Source organism: Burkholderia sp. BCC1996, from assembly GCF_905339955.1.
Classification (GTDB): domain Bacteria; phylum Pseudomonadota; class Gammaproteobacteria; order Burkholderiales; family Burkholderiaceae; genus Burkholderia.
In genome coordinates, this window is the sequence record NZ_CAJPHM010000018.1 from 141,703 (window position 1) to 161,380 (window position 19,678).

The following is a 19,678-nucleotide window of genomic DNA, read 5'->3' on the forward strand; positions in this document are numbered from 1 at the left end:
ATGGTGATTAAATGATTTCCCATGAACGGCCGCCGATCGTCGTCGCCGACATGCTCGAGAAGAATCCGATGAAATTCGAATCGTACTGGCTGGATACCCGCCCCGCGTTTCGCGCCGGCTGCGAAGGGCCCGTCGAAGGGCGCGCCGACGTGGTCGTGATCGGCGGCGGCTTCACCGGCCTGTCGGCGGCGCTGGCGCTCGCGCAGCGCGGCGTATCGGTGGTCGTGCTCGAAGCCGCGCAGGTCGCGGGCGAAGCGTCCGGCCGCAACGGCGGCCAGTGCAACACGGGCGTCGCACAGGATTACGCGTCGCTGGCCGCGCGCATCGGCGCGGAGCCCGCGAAGCAGTTCTATCGCGCGTACGAAAGCGCGGTGAAGAGCGTCGAGACGATCGTCGCCGAGCACGCGATCGACTGCGATTTCCGGCGGGCGGGCAAGCTGAAGCTCGCCGCGAAGCCGCAGCATTTCGCGGGGCTCGAAAAGACCTTCGACGCGTTGCGCCGCGATGTCGATCCGGACATCGAACTGATCGAGCCGGCGCGGATTCGCGACGAAGTCGCTTCCGACGGTTTCTACGGCGGACTCCTGCAGCGCAACGGCGCGCAGATGCACATGGGCAAGTTCGGCGTCGGGCTTGCGCAGGCAGCCGTGCGCGCCGGCGCGCGCGTGTACGAGCATGCGGCCGTCACGCAGCTCGAGCGGCTCGACGGCGAGCGCCACGCGATCACCTGCACGCGCGGCAGGATCGTCGCCGATCGCGTGCTGGTCGCGACCGGCGCATCGCAGCACGGCCCGTTCGGCTGGTTCCGGCGGCGCATCGCGCCGGTCGGCAGCTTCATCGTCGTGACCGAGCCGCTGTCCGACGCGCAGTTGAACCGGCTGTTCCCGCAGCGCCGCGCCTACGTGACGTCGCGCCAGATCGGCAACTACTTCCGCGTGACGCCCGACAACCGGCTGCTGTTCGGCGGCCGCGCGCGCTTCGCGATGTCGAGCCCGCGCTCCGACGCGAAAAGCGGCGACATCCTGCGCGCCGGCATGGCCGGGTATTTCCCGGAACTGGCCAAGGTGCGGCTCGATTACTGCTGGGGCGGGCTGGTGGACATCACCGCCGACCGGCTGCCGCGCGCGGGCCAGCACGACGGGCTCTATTACTCGATGGGCTACAGCGGCCACGGCGTGCAGATGTCGGTGCACATGGGCCGCGTGATGGCCGACGTGCTGTACGGCGCCGCCGCGTCGAATCCGTGGCGCGACCTCGAATGGCCGGCGATGCCCGGCCATTTCGGGCACGCGTGGTTTCTGCCGATCGTCGGCGCGTATTACCGGATCCAGGATTTCCTGCACTGAAGCGACTGCCCCCGGAGGATTGGATATGACCGCACGATTCGTTTGCCCGCTCGCCGCCGGCAACGGCCGCCGCGACGGGACCGGCGGCGACACGATGGCCGGGCCGGGCGCGCCCGGCGCCGCGCCGCGCGCTGCCGCGCAGGCGGCCGCATGAGGACGGCGAGCATGGTCACCCTGTTCCACGACGCGGACGAAGGCGCGACGCCTCGCGCACCGCGTGTTCCGCAGCCTGTATCGCCGGCGATCGGCGACGTGCTGCGCACGATCGATGCGTCATTCGCGCAGCCGCTGAACCTCGACACGCTCGCGGCGGTGGCCGGATTGAGCGTGTCGCGTTTCACCGCACGCTTTCGCGGCGAAGTCGGGTTGTCGCCGCACCGGTATCTGTGCCTCGTGCGCGTGCGGCGTGCGCAGGACTTGCTGCGCGCCGGCCTCGCGCCTTCGGTCGTCGCGACCGAGGTCGGCTTCTTCGATCAGAGCCACCTGTGCCGGCATTTCCGGCGGGTGCTCGGGATCACGCCGCGCGATTACGTGGTCGCGCGGCCGGGCACGCCTGCGCGGCCGTCTTCGATGCGCCCGCACACCGAGCGCCGCGCAGCGTCGTGTCACGCCGCGTAGGCGCAACGGCGACGGGCACGCCTGACGGATGGCCGGCGAGCGCGCCGGCGAACGACCATTTCCGATATCGCGCGACGGTTTTCAACCCGGCCGCCGCGCACTGCACAGGAGCAGAAATGACCGCAGCTTTCGTGTTGCACCGTGCCGACGGCGCACCTTCGTCAACCGCGTTTCGCCAGCAGGCGTTCGGCGCGAACGATCCGTTCGCGCGCCATCGGGAGATCGCCTGGGAAGGGCCCGACGCGATGGCCGCCGGACGTATCGCCTTCGCCGGCGAACTCGACGTGGCGAGCTTTCCGCACATCGAAACCATCGCGATCATCGAAGGCGAGCTGACGCTCGAAGCGGCCGGCGCCGCACCGCTCGTGCTGGGCCCGGGAGAAGGGGCCGTGATCGGCGGCGGCACGGCGCTGCGCGTCACCGCGGCAGCGCGCGTGCTGTTCACGTTCTGCGCGGCCGCGTGCGCGACACCGACGCAGCGCGGCGTGTTCGCGCTGCGTGCCGACGCCGACTTCAAGCCGTCCGCGACGCTGCCGCCGGAGGTCCTGCTCGGCCCCGCGCCGCAATGCCGCAGCGACAACGTGTTCGTCGACGACGGCGCCGCGTACTGCGCGGGCACGTGGGATTCGACGCCGTATCACCGGATCGTTCGCCCGCATCGCGTGAACGAGTTCATGCTCCTGCTGGCCGGCAGCGTCCGGTTCGCGGCGCCCGACGGCAGCGTGCTGTCGCTCGGCGCCGGCGACGCGCTGTTCGTGCCGCGCGGCGCGTCGATCGGGTGGGAAAGCAGCGAGCGCGTGGCGAAATTCTACGTCGTGCAGAACGTCCACGTATCCACCGAACGAGACTGACCATGTCCCCTCCGCTGCGCCTTATCGAAACCTCGCCCACGCTGCCGGCCTCGGCCGACGTCGTCGTGATCGGCGGCGGCATCATCGGCGTCTTTACCGCGTACTACCTCGCCCGGCGCGGCATGTCGGTCGCGCTGGTCGAGAAGGGCCGCATCGGCGCCGAGCAGTCGAGCCGCAACTGGGGCTGGTGCCGGCAGCAGAACCGCGACGCGCGCGAATTGCCGATGGCGAGCAAGAGCATCGACCTGTGGGAACGATTTGCCGCCGAATCCGGCGAAGACACGGGCTTTCATCGCTGCGGGCTGCTGTATCTGAGCAATGACGAGGCCGAGCTGTCCCGCTGGGCCAGCTGGGGCGACTTCGCGAAGACCGCGGGCGTGACGACGTACATGCTCGACAGCAAGCAGGCCGGCGAGCGCGGGCGCGTGACGGGCCGGCAGTGGAAGGGCGGCGTGTTCTCGCCGACCGACGGCACGGCCGACCCGGGCAAGGCCGCGCCGGCCGTGGCGGCTGCACTGATGAAGCTGGGCGGCAGCGTCCACCAGCAGTGTGCTGCGCGCGGGATCGAACTCGAGGGCGGGCGCGTCGGCGGCGTGGTCACCGAGGCCGGCGTCATCAGGACGAAGACGGTCGTGCTCGCCGGCGGCGCGTGGGCGTCGTCGTTCTGCCGCCAGCTCGGCATCCGCTTTCCGCAGGCGTCGATCCGTCAGTCGATCCTGAGCGTGTCGCCCGTCGAACAGCGCTTGCCGGATGCGCTGTACACCTCCGGCGTGTCCGTCACGCGCCGCGACGACGGACGCTATGCACTCGCCATCAGTGGCCGCGCGCGCGTGGACGTGACGCCGCAGTTCCTGCGGTTCGCCCCGCAGTTCGTGCCGATGTTCGCGAAGCGCTGGCGCAATCTGCTGCCGGGCGGCCTCGAGGGCATGCGCGGCGGCCACGAAACGCTCAAGCGGTGGCGGCTCGATGCGCCGACCCCGATGGAGGCGGTGCGCATCCTCGATCCGAAGCCCGACATGCCGACCGTCACCGAAACCTATCGTCGTGCCGTCGAATTGCTGCCCGAACTGCGCGAAGCCACGATCACGCACGCATGGGCCGGGTACGTCGACAGCACGCCGGACGGCGTCCCGGGTATCGGCGAAGTGCCGGGCGTGCCGGGATTGATCCTGGCGGCAGGCTTTTCCGGACACGGTTTCGGCATCGGCCCCGGCGCCGGTCACCTGATCGCGGATCTCGCCACCGGCGCGCCGCCGATCGTGGACCCGGTACCGTATCAGCCGGGCCGGTTCGCCGATTCCGCCTGGGGCAAGGTTGCCGATTTCTAGTGTGAGGCCGTCTCGCGGACGACGATGGCGGCCTCCGGGCTTCCGCCGTTCGCCGGCGCATGGTATCGATTCAAGGACACCCCGCAATGCATTCACCCATCGATTCACCGGTTCGTCACCTGATGGAAGCCGGCAGGCTGGAGCGCTTCTTCATCGACGGCGACTGGGTCTTGCCTGACGGCGGCGACCGGTTCGCGGTCGTCAGCCCGTCCACCGAAGACACGCTGTGCGAGATCCCGCTCGGCAATGCACGCGACGCCGACCGCGCGGTGCAGGCTGCGCGCAATGCTTTCGAGCGCTGGGCCGCGACATCGCCGCAGCAACGCGCCGCACTGCTCGACCGCGTTCACGCGTTGATGCTGGAGCGTGCCGAACGGTTCGCGCTCGCGCTCGCGATGGAAATGGGCGCGCCGATCAATTACGCACGCGGCGCCCATGTGCCGCTCGCGGCCGAACATATCCGGGTCGCGCGCGACAATCTGGCCAGTTATCCGTTCCGGACACTGCGCGGGACGACCGCGATCGTGCGCGAGCCGATTGGCGTCTGCGCGCTGATCACACCGTGGAACTGGCCGATCTATCAAATCACGGCGAAGGTCGGCCCGGCGCTCGCGGCAGGCTGCACGGTGGTGTTGAAACCCAGCGAGCTGTCGCCGCTCAGCGCGTTGCTGTTTGCCGAAGTGATCGCCGATGCGGGCGTGCCCGCGGGCGTGTTCAACCTGGTGAGCGGCAGCGGAACCGAAGTGGGCGCGGCGCTCGCGTCGCACCCGGAGGTCGACATGGTGTCGATCACCGGGTCGACGCGTGCCGGCGTGCTGGTCGCGCAGGCCGCGGCGCCGACCGTCAAGCGCGTCGCGCAGGAGCTTGGCGGCAAGTCGCCGAACATCGTATTGCCCGATGCGGACCTGTCGCGCGCCATCGCGCCGGGCGTCGCCGCCGCGTTCCGCAACATGGGCCAGTCGTGCAGCGCGCCGACCCGGATGATCGTGCCGCGCAGCGTGCTGGGCCGCGTCGAGGCGCTGGCCGTCGCGGCGACGCAGCAGCTGGTCGTCGGCGATCCGTTCGCCGACACGACGACGCATGGTCCGCTGGCCAATCGCGCGCAGTTCGGCCGGGTCGCGCAGATGATCGACGCGGGCCTCGACGAACGGGCGAAGCTGATCGCTGGCGGCCCCGGGCGGCCGGCGGGATTCGACCGCGGCTTTTATGCGCGGCCGACCGTGTTTTCCGACGTCCGCACCGACATGGCGATCGCGCAGCAGGAGATCTTCGGTCCGGTCCTCGCGATCCTGCCTTACGATACCGTCGACGAGGCCGTCGCCATCGCAAACGACACGGTCTATGGGCTCGGCGCACATGTGCAGGGCACCGACAAGGAACGCGTGCGCGCGGTGGCCGCGCGCTTGCGCTCGGGTCAGGTCCATCTGAACTACCCGGCGTGGGATCCTCAGGCGCCGTTCGGCGGGTACAAGCAGTCGGGCAACGGCCGCGAGTACGGGATCGAAGGGATGGAGGAGTACATGGAGGTCAAGTCGATCGTGGGTTTTGGCGATTGACGCAGCAGCTGCGCGCGAGTGCAGAGGCAGTACAGAATGGAAGCCGTCTACTTTCCGAAGGTGCCGACATTGGATAATCCCGATTTCCCCGAGACGTCCCTGAAAGCCCATTGCGCACACTGGGCGACCTTGCGTCGCGACCTGCATGCGCATCCCGAGTTGCGGTTCGAGGAATACAGGACGGCCGACGTCGTTGCCCGCGAGCTTGAAGATCTCGGCTATGCGGTGTCGCGCGGGCTGGGCGGCACGGGCGTCGTCGCGAGCCTGCTGGGTGCGGACCCGGGCCGCGGAATCGTGCTCCGCGCGGACCTGGATGCGTTGCCGATCCAGGAGGCCAACGACTTCGCGCACGCATCGGGCGCGCAAGGCGTCATGCATGCGTGCGGGCATGACGGGCATACCGTCATGTTGCTCGGCGCCGCGCGCATCCTGAAAGACCTGCCGCAGTTGCCGGGCACCGTGCATTTCGTGTTTCAGCCCGGGGAAGAGGGCGGCGCGGGCGCGCGCAAGATGATCGACGACGGGCTGTTCGCGCAATGTCCGACGGAAGCCGTGTTCGGCATGCACAACTGGCCCGGTTTGCCGGCCGGGCAGTTCGGGTTGCGCACCGGCGCCATCATGGCGGCCGGATGCCGCTTCAGGATCACGGTGACGGGCAAGGGCGCGCATGCGGCGCAGCCGCACCTGGGCATCGACCCCGTACCGCTCGCCTGTTCGATAGTGCTGCAGTGTCAGACCATTGCCGCGCGGCACAAGGATCCGGTGGATCCCGCCGTCATTTCCGTCTGCATGTTCCATGCGGGCACGACGGACAACGTCATTCCGGACAGCGCCGAGTTGCGCGGGACGATCCGCACGCTGTCGTCGGCATTGCAGCAACAACTGCAGCGCGACGTCCGGCTCGTGTGCGAAGGGCTGGCCGCGGCTTATGGCGCACACGTCGACGTCGAGTTCTTTCAGTACTATCCGGCGACGGTCAACACGCCGGCCGAGACCGCACTCTGCGAAGCTGTGATTCGCGACACGTTCGGCGACGAGCGGCTTCACCCCGACGTGCCGCCGAACATGACGTCCGAAGACTTCGGCTTCATGCTGGAGGAGCGCCCGGGCGCGTACGTGCTGATCGGCAACGCGCCGGCGGGAGCGGCCGCGCCGGCGCTGCATCACCCGACGTACGATTTCAACGACGACATCATTCCGGCCGGCGTTCGCTACTGGGTCGCCCTGGCACAGCGTTACTTCACGCAATCGCCGTGAGTGCGTGCCGCAATGGCGGGCGACGTCGAATCCAATCCAGCTGATACCGCGCGATTCGCAGGCGCTCGTACCGCGGAGACTCGAATATCGTCGGTCCGAGGTTGCCGCGAAACGCGCGAGACAGGCGCTTTCGTGCATGCCGACCGCGCGCCGGTTGCTCGACCTGCGGTGGATCGTTCAGCGAACGCGACGGATGACGAGTCGCCGTGCGCACGAACCAGGACTGAAATGGTCCGAAGCGATCAGGCAAGTCCGTGCGCAAGCAACGAGCGTGTCAAGCCGGAGAGGCCTCTGCCGTTTCTGGTGGCCGCACTTCGCTATTCACGATACTCGTGTTCGTGCATGTGTTCATGCTCGTGTTCGTGTTCGCGCCACGGATCACGTTCACGCGGATGACGATGCATCCACGCCTCGTGCTCCCAGTAACGATGGCCGTCCCAGTAGCGGTCGCCGTGCATGCCAATCGTGACCGACACACCCGGCGCCGGGGCGGGCTCCTCGTACCTCGGTGGCGGTACGACGTAGGTTTGCGCGAAGGCCGTGCCGGCCGCGACGAGCGCGCCGCCTGCCACGAGTGTCGCCAGAATTCGGCGGTTTGCAATGGTCATGGGCTTCATAGCGCTGTCCTCCATTCAATACCCGAGAACGCGCACGATTCGTTCCCAAACGGGGCGGTAGCGCTTCGTTGCCATTTCAACCACGCCACCCGCGTCGCTTCGCAGCCAGCACCCATCCGGCGGCACGCACGACGTCATCGTCGCTGCGGATTTGGCATGCAATCGCTTCGAGGCACAGTGCGACACTTAAAGGGAAGGAGTGCAGAGCATGATGACGCGATGCGTACGCACACGCGGACAAGGTGTACGGCGCACTCGTCATTTCGGTTCCGATCCGACAAAGGAACACTTACATCGGATTGAAACGAAATGGAGGGAAACGGGGAAAAGTCTGACCAGGGGGAATCGAATTTGCGATCGAGGGGCTGAAAATCACCCGGTTCTCGCCATGCCGATGTCGGGTCGAATATCGCTTCGATCCGAAGGGTCCGCCCCTGCGCGGCCTTGCGAGAGGGCGTGCGCACTTGTCGGCATCAAGGTTCTCCGCGCAGAGGCGGCGAGTGATTGCATCGAGGAAGGACGCGCGAGGTCGTCGTTCTCCCGCTCACTCATCCATATGCAGACGGCACAGGCGTTGCTCGTTGCGCTCACTGGAACTGATGCGCGTCCATAACCGGCTATCTCGTGCTCATGTCAATTCAATGGATACGTCCGCCGAACAGACCGAGCAGCCCGATGATGATCAGGTAGAGCGCAACGATGTAATTCAGCAGGCGCGGTACCACGAGGATGAGAATGCCGGCGATCAGCGAAACCAGCGGGCCGGCGCTAGTGACGATATTCATGCTTCCTCCACAAGATTGGCAACGAGTGGCCACAGCCTGCCTTGCCTCCGGCACCCGTTACAGACGCGCGAGCCTGGCGAGCGTCCAGCCTTCGACCGTCAACTCGCTGGTCACAAGCGCGAACGCTTCAGCCGTCGCAAGCGCCGTGCCTGCACCGACGTTTTCATCGCGATTCGCTCAGCGTGCCGGATCGGCATTCGCAGTTCGCGCACCCGTCAGCCTCAAGGAGAAACTCATGAACAAAGATCAGGTAAAGGGCCGCCTCAGGGAAGCAAAGGGCAAACTGAAGGAGCTGGTTGGCAAGGTCGTGGGAAGTCCAACAGACAGATTGACGGGCAAGGCCGAACAGATCGTCGGCAAGACACAGGCATCATTCGGCGATGCGAAGGAGCGACTCAAGAAGCGGCAATAGAGCCTGACGTGGGAGACACCGAACTGGAAGCCATAGGCACTGGCTTCGCTCAACGCAGGTGAGGCGGTAAGTAATGAACCCCGAATTGCTCCGCCAGTTGGGCGAGCCGCCGATCGCGCGTCCAGAGCCAAGTGCTCGGGGTCAACAGCACCGACGCCAGCAGCGTGCAATCCACTGCGCCGCATCCGCGCCCATACAGCCGTTCCCGCTCGATCCAGTCCGCTACTTCGGCTGGCGTCGCGAGCCGCGTTTGGCGCAATAACGCGAGATCTCCCAGCGTTCGGGCCCGCGGTTCGGGGGGCGTCCCGCACGTCAGCTCGAGTATCACCAATGGATGCGTCAAGACGTCATCGACACGCAGCAGCTGGGTAAGCGCTGGTAGCGGTCGCCGGAAATGCTCGACCCAGACCGATGTGTCGATCAGAACGCTCATCGGGTAGCCGCCTCCGGGTTACGGCGTGGCACATCCGGCATGTCCGGCGCGCGACCGCCAAGCGCGGCTAGGCGTTGTCCGGCCTGGACACGCACGAACGTTTCGAGTGCAGCCCGGAACAGCTCGGCCGGCGACGTGCCCGGCTCGGCGAGTTCGAGTGCGCGCGCATAGAGCGCGTCGTCGACGGTAACAGTAGTACGCATGATGACTCCGTTGATGCCTTTATGCATCAATTTTAGCATCAATTCGGCAGCGGTCCAGTCGTTGATAAAAACGCCATGCCAGAATTTTTCACTTTCAACCGCGGCAGTTTTGTGGGCCCGGGCCCGGGTCAGTCCGCCGAAAACTCGCTCACACGACGGCACTGTTTACCGGGAGCCGCACATGGCAGCGAACTCACCGATCTCCGTTCAAGCAACGCTGAATACGCGATATCGAAAGCTCGAATACTTGGTTGGGCACGCAAGGATGCTTCGCTAGTATCCAACGCTCCCATGCGAGCAGGAACCGGAAGGTTCCCGGTTGCGCCGCCCGTTGCGGCATTTCGCGATTTTCCAACGGCTGACATGTCTCCCCACTTGAATCCCGACGGCACGGCCGGCGACGTCACGCGCCGGCTGGCCGCAGCGATCGCGTGCGCCGAGCCCGCGCGTAATCCGCCCGCCATCGTTGCCGCGCGGCGCGGCCTGCTCGACTTCCTTGCCGCCGCGTTCGCCGGCGCTCGCGACAACGGTTACCGCAAGCTGCTGGCGGCGTGCGGTCGGGATTCGACCGGCGCCGCAGCGGTGATCGGCAGCGCGATGCCGGCGTCGCCGCAACATGCCGCGCTGCTCAACGGCTATGCAGGCCATGCGCTCGATTACGACGACGTGCACAGCAGCGTGCGCGGCCATCCCGGCACCGTGCTGCTGCCGGCGTTGCTCGCGCTCGCGCAGGTGCGCGCACGCAGCGCGCTCGAACTGCTCGACGCCTACGTCGTCGGCGTCGAGACGATGGCGCGGATCGGTCTCGCGCTCGGCAGCCGCCACTACGAACTCGGTTTCCACAACACCGCGACGCTCGGCACGCTCGGCGCGGCCGCCGCCGCGGCGCGTCTGGCCGGGCTCGATGCGGCGGCCACCGAAAACGCGCTCGGCATCGCCGCGACGCAATCGGCCGGGCTGCGCCTGCAGTTCGGCAGCGAGATCAAGCCGTTGCACGCGGGCCTTGCCGCGCGCGCCGGGCTGTTCGCCGTGGCGCTCGCCGAGGCCGGACTGGCCGGCGCACCGGGCGCACTCGACGGCCCGGAAGGATTCTTCGCCGTGTTCGGCGGCGGCGCGTCGCAGCCGGCGCGCGTGCTGGCCGACTGGGGCGCGCCGTGGCAGATCGTGTCGCCCGGCCTGTACTTCAAGCCGTGGCCGTGCTGCACGGCAACCCATTACGCCGTGCAGGCCGCGCTCGATCTGCGCGAGCGCCACCGCATCGCGCCGGCGGACATCGAGGGCATCGTGGTCACGTTCCCGCCGGGCGGCGACACGCCGCTGTCGGACCGACTGCCGGCCACCGGCCTCGAAGCGCGCTTCAGCGTGGAATACGCGGTGGCGGCCGCACTGACGGACGGGCCGCCCGGCGTCGCGACGTTCGCCGACGTGCCCGTGCGTGACGACCTGAGCGCGCTCGCCGCACGCGTGACGCGGCGCCACGATGCCGCGGCGCCGCGCGCGTCGACCGATCCCGCGACGCGTTTCTCGGTCGTCGAGATTGCGCTGCGCAACGGCGACACGCTGCGGCAACGCACCGAACGCCTCGTCGGCGCCGACGACCTTGCCGCGAAGTTCGCGGACGCGACCGCCCACGATCCCGCACTCGCGTTCGTCCCGGAACTGATCGATACGATGCGCAGCACGGCCGATCTTGCCCGACTTTTCCACACCTTTACGTCGCTTCAATCATGAGCACCGAACGCAGCACCCCTTCCCGCCGCCAGATGCGCCTCGGGTTGTTCCTCCAGGGCGCAGGACACCACGTCGCCGGCTGGCGCCACCCCGATGCCGAATCCGGCAGCGAGAACTTCGATCTGCTGCGCCGCGTCGTGCAGACCGCCGAGCGCGCGAAGTTCGACATGGTCTTCCTGGCCGACGGCTTGACGAGCGGCCCCGACGCGCATCCGTCGATGGCGATGCGCTTCGAGCCGCTGAGCCTGCTGTCGGCGCTCGCGATGCATACGCGGCACATCGGCCTTGCGGCGACCGCGTCGACGACGTACAGCGAGCCTTACCATATCGCGCGCGTGTTCGCATCGCTCGACCACCTGAGCGGCGGGCGCGCGGCATGGAACGTCGTGACGACTTCGTATGACCGTACCGCCGCGAATTTCACGCGCGGCAATCATCCGGATCACGCGCAGCGCTACGAGATGGCCGGCGAATTCGTCGATGTCGTGAAGGGGCTGTGGGACAGCTGGGACGACGACGCGCTCGTCAGGGACAAGGCGCGCGGCGTGTATTTCGACCCGGCGAAGGTGCACACGCTCGATCACGCCGGGCGCTTCTTCAACGTGAAGGGGCCGCTCAACGCGTCGCGCCCGCCGCAGGGCCATCCGGTCGTGATTCAGGCCGGCTCGTCGGGCCCCGGCCAGGAGCTTGCCGCGCGCACCGCGGAAGTCGTGTTCACCGCGCAGCAGACGCTCGAGGAAGCGCAGGCCTTCTATCGCGACCTGAAGGGTCGGCTCGCGGCATACGGCCGCGCCGAGGACGCGCTTGCCGTGATGCCGGGCGTATTTCCGGTGATCGGCCGCACCGAGCAGGAGGCCAAGGACAAGTATGCGCAGCTCCAGCAATGGACGGATACGTCGGGCGCGCTGACGCTGCTGTCCGACCGTCTCGGCCACGACGTGTCGAAGTATCCGCTCGACGGCCCGCTGCCCGACCTGCCCGAATCCGATCAGCTGAAGAGCCGCGCGAAGCTGCTTACCGATCTCGCGCGCCGCGAGAACCTCACGCTGCGCGAACTCTACTATCTCGTCGCCGGCGCGCGCGGGCACCGGATCGTGTGGGGCACGCCGACGCAGGTCGCCGACGCGCTCGAGGAATGGTTCGACGGCGGCGCCGCGGACGGCTTCAACATCATGCCGCCGTATTTCCCGGGCGGACTCGACGAATTCGTCGGGCAGGTCGTGCCGGAACTGCAACGGCGCGGCCTGTTCCGCACCGAATACGAGGGCACGACGCTGCGCGACCATCTCGGGCTCGCGCGCCCGCCGAGCCGCTACGCAGCGCGCTGAATCAGACCGCGAAGCGCGTCAGGTCGAGTGCGACCGGCGCGCTGTCGCGGCTTGCGTGCGGGCTGCCGGCTGGGCCGAGCGCATGCGCGAGGAAGGCCCGCGTGCGCGTGCTTTGCGGCGCGCGGAACAGCTGCGCGGCCGACCCGTGCTCGACGATCACGCCCGCCTCGGTGAAATAGACGACGTCGCTGATTTCCTCTGCGAAGCGCATCTCGTGCGTGACGAGCACGCAGGTCATGCCGTCGCGCACGAGATCGCGAATCACCGACAGCACGTCGCCGACGGTTTCCGGATCGAGCGCGGACGTCACTTCGTCGAACAGGATCAGGTCGGGCTGCATCGCGAGCGCGCGGGCGATCGCGACGCGCTGCTGCTGGCCGCCCGACAACTCGCCGGGGTAGGCGTGCGCCTTGTCCGCGAGACGCACGCGTTCGAGCAGCGCGTGTGCGGTGCGCACCGCATCGTTGCGATCGCGGCCGAGAATCCGGACCGGGGCGACGACGAGGTTGTCGAGCACGCTCAGGTGCGGAAACAGGTTGTATTGCTGGAACACGAAGCCGACCCGCTTGCGCAGCGCGATTTCGTCGCGCTCCGATGCGAGCAGGTCGACGCGCGTGCCGTCGACCTCGATCAGGCCGCGCTGCGGCCGCAACAGCCCGGTGATGCAACGCAGGATCGTCGATTTGCCGGAGCCTGACGGGCCTATGATGGACACGGCCTGGCCGCGGTGCACGTCGAGATCGATGCCGCGCAGCACGGGCGTCGAGCCGTAGGACAGGTGCACGTCGCGCAGGCGGACGAGCGGCTCGTCCGCGCCGCGCGGAGTTTCAGTGGAATGCATGACGTCTTTCGAGAAGGCGGGTGAAACGGGCGATCGGGTAGCAGTACGCGAAAAACAGGCCGAGTACCGTGAAATAGACGACGACGGTGAAGTCGGCTCGCGCGACGGTGTTGCTCGCGACCTGCGCGGTGTCGAGCAGGTCGTGCACGCCGACCAGCGACGCGAGCGCGGTGGCCATCGCGATGCTCGCATACAGGTTCATCCACGGCGGCAGCATGCGGCGTACGCATTGCGGCAGGATGATCCAGCGGAACACTTGCGCGCGGCTGAACGCGAGCGAGCGCGCGGCGTCCCACTGCGCGTGCGGAATCGACTGGATCGCGCCGCGGAAGATTTCCGCGAAGTTCGCGCTCGCGGGCAGCGCGAGGCCGAGCGTTACCTTGAACCAGTCCGGAAACGGCAGCGACGCATGGCCGAACCTGATTTCGAACGGGAACACGTAGGTCGAAAAATAGATCAGCACGAGCAGCGGCGCGTTGCGGAACAACTGCACGTACGCGCGCGCCAGCACGCGCGCGATGCCGAGCCGCGACAGCGTCAGCGGGCCGAGTACGAGGCCGGCGAGCGTGCCGATCGCGATCGCGATCGCGCTGATGCCGATGTTGACCAGCATCGCCTTGCCGAGCGCCGGCAGCCATGTGGCGAGCGCGACGAGGGTCGGGTGACGGCGGCCCGCGACGGCCAGCGCGACGACGGCCAGCGCGGCCAGGGTTGCCGCGACGGCGCGCCATCGCACGAGGCGCGCGGGCTGCGCGTGCATGTCAATGGCCATAGCCGGGTATCCTCAGGCGGTGTTCCAGCCAACGTCCCGCGAGGTTGACCGTGAACGTGAGCGCGCCGAAGAAGAGCAGGATCAGGATCATCAACTCGAGCACGTTGTCGCGCTGCGTCCAGATCATGATCGACGCATAGGTGACGTCGCCGACGGCGATCGCCGAGGCGACCGTCGTCATCTTCACGAGATCGACCAGGTTGTTGACGAGCGCGGGCAGCGCGAAGCGTATCGCGAGCGGCAGCTGCACGTGCCAGAGCCGCTGGCGGCGGCTGTAGCCGAGCGACTGTGCGGCCTCGAGCGTTGCGCGCGGTACCGCTTCGAGGCCGGCGCGCAGCGCTTCCGCATGGAACGCGCCCTTGTGCAGCGAGATCACGATCACGCTCCAGATGAACGGCGTCAGCGGATTGCCGCCCAAATTGCGCAGTGCGGCGCTGATCAGCATGTTGACGACGAGGAACGCGCAGAACAATTGCACGAGCGTCGGCGTGTTGCGGGTGACCTCGACGAATGCGCGCGCGGGGCGCGCGAGCGTCGCGCTCTGCGACACCAGCAACGCGGCGAGCACGACGCCGCAGGCGAGGCTGCCGACCGCGGTCGCGATCGACAGTTCGAGCGTCACGCCCATCCCGTGCACGAACGACGCGCGTTCGTCCGGGGCGAGCACGAAGCTGTAATCGAGGCCGAACTTGCGGAGCGCATCGACGGCGGCGGCCACCGTCATGTGCGCTGCGCCTTGAGCTTCGCGTGCAGGTCGAGCACGGCTTGCGACGGCTTCATGCCGTTCTTGCGCTCGACGTCGAGCAGCCAGCCGCTGCGGTGCCAATCCTGAACGATCCGGTCGAGCGCGCCCTGCGTGTCGGTCTCGCCCTTGCGGACCCAGATCACCGCCGGCGACGGAATCAGGTCGGTCGACAGCGGCGTCGTATAGTCCTTCCAGTCGGGGTTGCGCGCGACGAGCATGCGCAACGTCGGCGCGACGTGCACGGCGGCCACGCAGTTGTTGCCGCGAAGTGCGAGCAGCGATTCCGGCTGGCCGCGGAAGGCCTTCACCTGCGCGCCGTATTCCGTCGCGAGCGGCTTCGTGTAGTTGCTGCCTTGCGACACGCAGACCGGCTTGCCGCGCAAGTCGGCCCAGGACTTGATGCCGCTGTCCTTGCGCGCGATCAGCGCGCCGCCGATGGATTCGAACGGCGTCGGCGCATACGACAGTATCTCCGCGCGTTCCGTCGTCAGCTCCATGTTGGCGATCAGCGCGTCGACCTTGCCCTGCTGCAGGAACTGCACGCGGTTCGACGGCTGAACCGGTGTCAGCTCGACGTCGACGCCGAGTCGTTTCGCGACGTCGTTCGCCAGATCGACGTTGAAGCCGACCGGCTTTTGCGTCGCGGGATCGAGCGAGCCGAACGGCGGGCCCGACAGGATCACGCCGATCGTGATCGTGTGACGTTGATGGATGCGATCGAGCGTGCTGTCCGCGCGGGCGACGCCGGAAAAAACGGAAAGGAGGGCGGCGACGCACAGCGCGTGGCCCGACGTGGTGCGAAACGATCTGCTGAACATGGGAAAGAGGAACGTTGTTTGAGCGACGCGGGGCGGCGCATCGCGCGCCCGGTTGTCGGGAGCTCGTATTTTCGGGATGTGGAACGCATCCAAGAACCAAGAAATTCTCATACCGTTATCTGGTCCTTGGATTTACGCAGAGGAAGGCGACGCTCTAGCGGCTGGAATGGCGATGTGGCGGAGGGTTTATGCAGGTTACCCACTCCGCCGTGCACGGCTTCGCAACCGCACGCTACGCTGACCGCCCGATTACCGTTTTGTAATCAAAGGCGTTTGCGCCCGCACGCAGCGATCCCTTGTCGCCGTTTGCCGGTAACATCGCCGGATGTCATCACGAAAGCGACGGAGCCGGCCATGCGTATCCTGATAGTCGAAGACGAACCGAAGACCGGCGCATACCTGAAGAAGGGGCTCGAGGAATCGGGCTTCAGCGTCGATCTCGCGAAGGACGGCGGCGAAGGGCTGACGCTCGCGCAGGAAGAGCGTTACGACGTGATCGTGCTCGACGTGATGCTGCCCGTGCTCGACGGCTGGGGCGTGCTCAAGCGGCTGCGCGACACGCATACGACGCCGGTGCTGTTCCTGACCGCGCGCGACGACGTGCAGGATCGTGTGCACGGCCTCGAACTCGGCGCCGACGACTACCTCGTGAAGCCGTTCGCGTTCGTCGAGCTGCTTGCCCGCATCCGCACGCTCGCGCGTCGCGGGCCGCCGCGCGAGACCGAACACCTGGCGGTCGGCGATCTGGAAATCGACGTGGTGCGCCGCCGCGTGAAGCGCGGCGCCACGCGCATCGACCTCACGCCGCGCGAATTCTCGCTGCTGCAGCTGCTCGCGCGCCGGCAGGGCGAGGTGCTGAGCCGCACGCAGATCGCATCGTACGTATGGGACATGAATTTCGACAGCGACACCAACGTCGTCGAGGTCGCGATCCGGCGCCTGCGCGCGAAGATCGACGACGCGTTTCCGGTCAAGCTGATCCATACCGTGCGCGGCGTCGGCTATGTGCTCGAACCGAAGGACGACGCATGACGCGGCCGCGCTCGCTCGCCGCGACGCTCGCGCTCGCGTTCGCCGCGACCACGCTCGCCGCGTTCGCGCTGGTCGGCGCATACGTATATGCGGGACTCGAACGGCAGGTGAACACGCAGGACGACCTCGACATCGTGCTGGCTGCGCGCCACACGCGCCGGCTCGCGGGCGAGCTCGAGTCGCTCGATGCAGTCCGCACGCATGCCGAGCGGTTGACGAGCCAGGTGCTCGGCAACGAGGCGCTGTCGATGGCCGCCGTCGATGCGCGCGGCGACGTGCTCGCGCGCCACAACGTGCGGCTCGCCGCGCTCGACGATGCGCCTGCCGCCGCGTCGATTCCGCTGGCCGACGCGCAGTTGTTCGTGCCGCATGCGGCGCCGGTTCCGGCGGACGAGCGGATCACGGCCGACCGGCTGGTCACGCGGACGGCCGACAACGGCACGCCGATGCGTGGCGTCGTGATCGAGGCCGCGCTCGGCGACCGCACGCCGATCCGCATCGCGATCGCGCGCAACATGCACGACCGCGCCGACCTGCTCGACGGCTACCGCGACCGGCTCGAGATCGCCGGCGGGCTCGGCGCGCTGTTCGCGCTGCTGCTCGGTTACTGGCTGATCCGCACGGCGCTCGCGCCGCTGCGCGAGATCGTCGACAACACCGGCCGGATCACCGTCGACAAGCTCGATACACGGCTCGACGCGTCGCGTGCACCGAGCGAGCTGCGCGCGCTCGTCGATGCCCAGAATGCGATGCTCGGCCGCCTGCAGCAGGCGTTCGCGCATCTGTCGCAATTCAGCGCCGATCTCGCGCACGACCTGCGCACGCCATTGAACAACATGCGCGGCGCCACTGAAGTCGCGCTCGCGCGGCCGCGTGCGGCCGACGAGTACCAGGCGCTGCTCGAATCGAATCTCGAGGAATACGATCGTCTCGCGCGGATGATCGAGAACGTGCTGTTTCTCGCGCGCGCCGAGCATCCGAGCTTCGTCACGCGGCAGCGCGCGTTCGACGTGCACGACGAACTCGAGCGCATCGCGGAGTATTTCGAGGGGCTCGCGGACGAAGCGGGCTCGACGTTGCGCGTCGAAGGGCGGGGGCAACTGACCGCCGACGTCGAGCTGTTTCGTCGCGCCGTCGGCAACCTGCTCGCGAACGCGCTGCGTTACACGCCCGCCGGCGGCGTCATTACGCTGAGTGTCGATGACGCCGCCGACGCGGTGCGCGTCGTCGTCGCGAATCCGGGCGAGCCGATCGATTCCGCGCTGCTGCCGCGGATCTTCGACCGGTTCGTGCGCGGCGATCCCGCCCGCAGCGGCGGGGTGCCGGGCGGCACGGCCGGGCTGGGCCTGGCGATCGTGCGCTCGGTGATGGAACTGCACGGCGGCACCGCGCAGGTCGAAAGCGACGCGCGCGGCACGCGCTTCGTGCTCACGTTCAACCGGCCGTCGGCTGCGTGACGACGGGATCGGGTAACGCGGCGACCGGGCGTTCGTGCGTGCCGGTTTTCGATTCCGCGTCCGCGTCCGCGCCCGGGCTCGCCTGCCAGCCGCCGCCCAGCGCCTTCAACAACCCGACCGCGGCCTCCATCCGGCGCGCGTCGATCTGATCGGCCGTGCGCTGGTTCGTCAGCGCGATCGTCTGCGCGGTCACCACGTCCAGATAGCTGACGGCGCCCGCGTTGAAGCGATTCGTCGTCAGCCGCAGCGACAGGTCGGCCGCGTCGGTCGCGCGCTGCTGGCTGCCGGCTTCGGACGCGAGCGCATCGATCGTCGACAACTGATCCTCGACCTGCTGGAACGCGACGAGTACGGTCTGCCGGTAATCTGCGACCGCGCCGTCGTACTGCGCATGCGCGCCGCGCAGCGATGCGCTGCGGCGACCGCCGTCGAACAGCGTGCCGGCCAGTTGCGGGCCGAGCGACCAGAACAGGCTCGGCGCGGCAAGCCACGGCGCGAAGAACGAACTCTCGAGGCCGGCGCTTGCCGACAGCACGAGATCGGGAAAGAACGCGGCGCGCGCCTCGCCGATCTGTGCGTTCGCGGCCGCCACACGGCGCTCGGCGGCCGCGATGTCGGGCCGCCGTTCGAGCAGTTCCGACGGCACGCCGGCCGGAATGGCCGGCACGTGGAACGCCTGCACGCGCGGCGGCAGCGCGAACGTCGACGCGCTTTCGCCGACGAGCGTCGCGATCGCGTGCTGCAACTGCGCACGCGACGCGTCGATGTCGGTGTCCTGCGTGCGCGTCGATTCGAGTTGCGTCTCGGCTTGCGCGACCGCCGACGCATCGATCGCACCGGCCGCGAGCTGCTGCTTGAGCAGCGTCAGCGCGTCCGCGTATGCACGCACCGTGTCATCGAGCAACTGCTTTTGCGTGTCGAGCGAGCGTAGCGCGAAATAATCGGTCGCGAGTTCCGCCGTGACCGACAGCTTCACGGCCTGCAGGTCGGCCGTGCTCGCCGCGGCGTTCGCCTGCGCGCCCGTCACCGCGTCGCGCACGCGGCCGAACACGTCGGGTTCCCAGCTCGCGGCGACGCCGGCCTGGTAGTCGGGCGTCGTCTTGCCGGCGAGCGACGAGCCGAGCCGGTTCTGCGACACGCGCGCGCGGCTCTGCGCGACACCCGCCGTGATCGTCGGCAGGAACCCGGCGTGCTGGTAGTCGACCATCGCGCGTGCCTGTTGCAGATCGGCGACGGCTTTTTTCACCGTCTGGTTCGACACGTCGACGCGCGCTTCGAGCGCGTTCAGGTCGGCGTCGCCGAACACGGTCCACCATGCACCGCGCGCGGCCGCATCGGCCGGCATCGCGACGTGCCAGCCGGCCTGCGCGGCCGGTGCGCCCGCGTAGTGCGCGGGTACCGCGACGGCGGGCGGTGAATAGGGTGGCAACGTCGAGCACGCGGTCAACGTGGCCAATGCCGCGGCGGCGCCGAGCGCGACGGCGTGGCGGGCGAACGGGAGCGGGTGAGGAAGGCGCATGGCAGGTATCTCGTGAGTCGTCGTCGATG

21 protein-coding genes are annotated in these 19,678 nt (G+C 68.1%); 12 read left to right on the forward strand and 9 right to left on the reverse strand.

The window, feature by feature from the left end; genetic code table 11:
• The first annotated feature begins 11 nt into the window (after window positions 1–11).
• The 7 genes from U4Z64_RS25135 (at window position 12) to U4Z64_RS25165 (ending at window position 6,956) form a co-directional block, all read left to right on the forward strand.
• Window positions 12–1,346 carry an FAD-binding oxidoreductase gene (locus U4Z64_RS25135; protein WP_321821400.1) on the forward strand — a complete coding sequence of 445 codons (1,335 nt, stop codon included), beginning with the start codon at window positions 12–14 and terminating at the stop codon, window positions 1,344–1,346.
• Between the two features lie 25 nt (window positions 1,347–1,371).
• Window positions 1,372–1,500, forward strand: a complete 129-nt coding sequence (locus tag U4Z64_RS25140) for a hypothetical protein (RefSeq protein WP_260444565.1) — start codon at window positions 1,372–1,374, stop codon at window positions 1,498–1,500.
• Window positions 1,501–1,511: 11 nt separating this feature from the next.
• Window positions 1,512–1,964, forward strand: coding sequence for a helix-turn-helix domain-containing protein (locus U4Z64_RS25145; protein ID WP_044844267.1), 453 nt, complete (start codon window positions 1,512–1,514; stop codon window positions 1,962–1,964).
• A 116-nt stretch (window positions 1,965–2,080) separates the two neighbouring features.
• Window positions 2,081–2,815 carry a cupin domain-containing protein gene (locus tag U4Z64_RS25150; protein ID WP_321821401.1) on the forward strand — a complete coding sequence of 245 codons (735 nt, stop codon included), beginning with the start codon at window positions 2,081–2,083 and terminating at the stop codon, window positions 2,813–2,815.
• A 2-nt stretch (window positions 2,816–2,817) separates the two neighbouring features.
• Entirely contained in the window at window positions 2,818–4,143 is a 1,326-nt protein-coding gene (locus U4Z64_RS25155; protein ID WP_321801973.1) for an FAD-binding oxidoreductase, read from the forward strand.
• A gap of 86 nt (window positions 4,144–4,229) precedes the next feature.
• Window positions 4,230–5,699 carry an aldehyde dehydrogenase family protein gene (locus U4Z64_RS25160; protein WP_321821402.1) on the forward strand — a complete coding sequence of 490 codons (1,470 nt, stop codon included), beginning with the start codon at window positions 4,230–4,232 and terminating at the stop codon, window positions 5,697–5,699.
• 36 nt (window positions 5,700–5,735) lie between these two features.
• A complete protein-coding gene (locus U4Z64_RS25165; RefSeq protein ID WP_415750593.1) occupies window positions 5,736–6,956 on the forward strand; it encodes a M20 aminoacylase family protein in 1,221 nt (406 codons plus the stop codon).
• A gap of 317 nt (window positions 6,957–7,273) precedes the next feature.
• On the opposite strand, the gene U4Z64_RS25175 is transcribed toward U4Z64_RS25165, so the two are convergent.
• Window positions 7,274–7,573: a hypothetical protein gene (locus tag U4Z64_RS25175; RefSeq protein WP_044844263.1), complete on the reverse strand. Its 300-nt coding sequence runs from the start codon at window positions 7,571–7,573 to the stop codon at window positions 7,274–7,276.
• A 638-nt stretch (window positions 7,574–8,211) separates the two neighbouring features.
• Window positions 8,212–8,358, reverse strand: a complete 147-nt coding sequence (locus U4Z64_RS25180; protein ID WP_082088472.1) for a DUF3096 domain-containing protein — start codon at window positions 8,356–8,358, stop codon at window positions 8,212–8,214.
• Between the two features lie 235 nt (window positions 8,359–8,593).
• Here U4Z64_RS25180 and U4Z64_RS25185 point away from each other — a divergent pair, with 235 nt between their 5' ends.
• A complete protein-coding gene (locus U4Z64_RS25185) occupies window positions 8,594–8,770 on the forward strand; it encodes a CsbD family protein (protein WP_044844262.1) in 177 nt (58 codons plus the stop codon).
• A 49-nt stretch (window positions 8,771–8,819) separates the two neighbouring features.
• Here U4Z64_RS25185 and U4Z64_RS25190 read toward each other — a convergent pair whose 3' ends face one another.
• Together U4Z64_RS25190 and U4Z64_RS25195 are read right to left on the reverse strand one after the other, a co-directional pair.
• Window positions 8,820–9,203 (reverse strand): type II toxin-antitoxin system VapC family toxin, encoded by a 384-nt coding sequence (locus U4Z64_RS25190; protein WP_321821403.1) that lies wholly within the window; start codon window positions 9,201–9,203, stop codon window positions 8,820–8,822.
• Window positions 9,200–9,406, reverse strand: a complete 207-nt coding sequence (locus tag U4Z64_RS25195; RefSeq protein ID WP_321821404.1) for a type II toxin-antitoxin system VapB family antitoxin — start codon at window positions 9,404–9,406, stop codon at window positions 9,200–9,202. Before U4Z64_RS25195 ends, U4Z64_RS25190 begins: the two co-directional genes overlap by 4 nt.
• A gap of 75 nt (window positions 9,407–9,481) precedes the next feature.
• Here U4Z64_RS25195 and U4Z64_RS25200 point away from each other — a divergent pair, with 75 nt between their 5' ends.
• Window positions 9,482–11,137, forward strand: a complete 1,656-nt coding sequence (locus tag U4Z64_RS25200) for an MmgE/PrpD family protein (RefSeq protein ID WP_321821405.1) — start codon at window positions 9,482–9,484, stop codon at window positions 11,135–11,137.
• On the forward strand, window positions 11,134–12,465 hold the full coding sequence (locus U4Z64_RS25205; RefSeq protein ID WP_321821406.1) for an LLM class flavin-dependent oxidoreductase: 1,332 nt from the start codon (window positions 11,134–11,136) through the stop codon (window positions 12,463–12,465). Before U4Z64_RS25200 ends, U4Z64_RS25205 begins: the two co-directional genes overlap by 4 nt.
• Window position 12,466: 1 nt before the next feature.
• Here U4Z64_RS25205 and U4Z64_RS25210 read toward each other — a convergent pair whose 3' ends face one another.
• The 4 genes from U4Z64_RS25210 to U4Z64_RS25225 are packed head-to-tail and all read right to left on the reverse strand — an operon-like array spanning window position 12,467 to window position 15,641.
• Window positions 12,467–13,306 (reverse strand): amino acid ABC transporter ATP-binding protein, encoded by an 840-nt coding sequence (locus U4Z64_RS25210; RefSeq protein ID WP_321821407.1) that lies wholly within the window; start codon window positions 13,304–13,306, stop codon window positions 12,467–12,469.
• The gene (locus U4Z64_RS25215) at window positions 13,293–14,078 is read right to left on the reverse strand and encodes an amino acid ABC transporter permease (RefSeq protein WP_124487261.1); all 786 of its coding nucleotides are present in this window, start codon (window positions 14,076–14,078) and stop codon (window positions 13,293–13,295) included. Before U4Z64_RS25215 ends, U4Z64_RS25210 begins: the two co-directional genes overlap by 14 nt.
• A complete protein-coding gene (locus U4Z64_RS25220; RefSeq protein ID WP_321821408.1) occupies window positions 14,068–14,802 on the reverse strand; it encodes an amino acid ABC transporter permease in 735 nt (244 codons plus the stop codon). Before U4Z64_RS25220 ends, U4Z64_RS25215 begins: the two co-directional genes overlap by 11 nt.
• On the reverse strand, window positions 14,799–15,641 hold the full coding sequence (locus U4Z64_RS25225; protein ID WP_415750594.1) for a transporter substrate-binding domain-containing protein: 843 nt from the start codon (window positions 15,639–15,641) through the stop codon (window positions 14,799–14,801). The genes U4Z64_RS25220 and U4Z64_RS25225 overlap by 4 nt, the downstream gene beginning before the upstream one ends.
• A 354-nt stretch (window positions 15,642–15,995) precedes the next feature.
• Between U4Z64_RS25225 and U4Z64_RS25230 the strand changes: the two genes are divergently transcribed.
• Together U4Z64_RS25230 and U4Z64_RS25235 are read left to right on the forward strand one after the other, a co-directional pair.
• Window positions 15,996–16,673: a heavy metal response regulator transcription factor gene (locus tag U4Z64_RS25230; protein ID WP_027786146.1), complete on the forward strand. Its 678-nt coding sequence runs from the start codon at window positions 15,996–15,998 to the stop codon at window positions 16,671–16,673.
• Window positions 16,670–18,130, forward strand: coding sequence for a heavy metal sensor histidine kinase (locus U4Z64_RS25235; protein ID WP_321821410.1), 1,461 nt, complete (start codon window positions 16,670–16,672; stop codon window positions 18,128–18,130). The genes U4Z64_RS25230 and U4Z64_RS25235 overlap by 4 nt, the downstream gene beginning before the upstream one ends.
• Here the strand turns inward: U4Z64_RS25235 and U4Z64_RS25240 are convergent.
• Complete coding sequence (locus U4Z64_RS25240; RefSeq protein WP_321821411.1) at window positions 18,108–19,649, reverse strand: efflux transporter outer membrane subunit; 1,542 nt, start codon at window positions 19,647–19,649, stop codon at window positions 18,108–18,110. The two genes, U4Z64_RS25235 and U4Z64_RS25240, sit on opposite strands and share 23 nt — an antisense overlap.
• Between the last annotated feature and the right edge of the window lie 29 nt (window positions 19,650–19,678).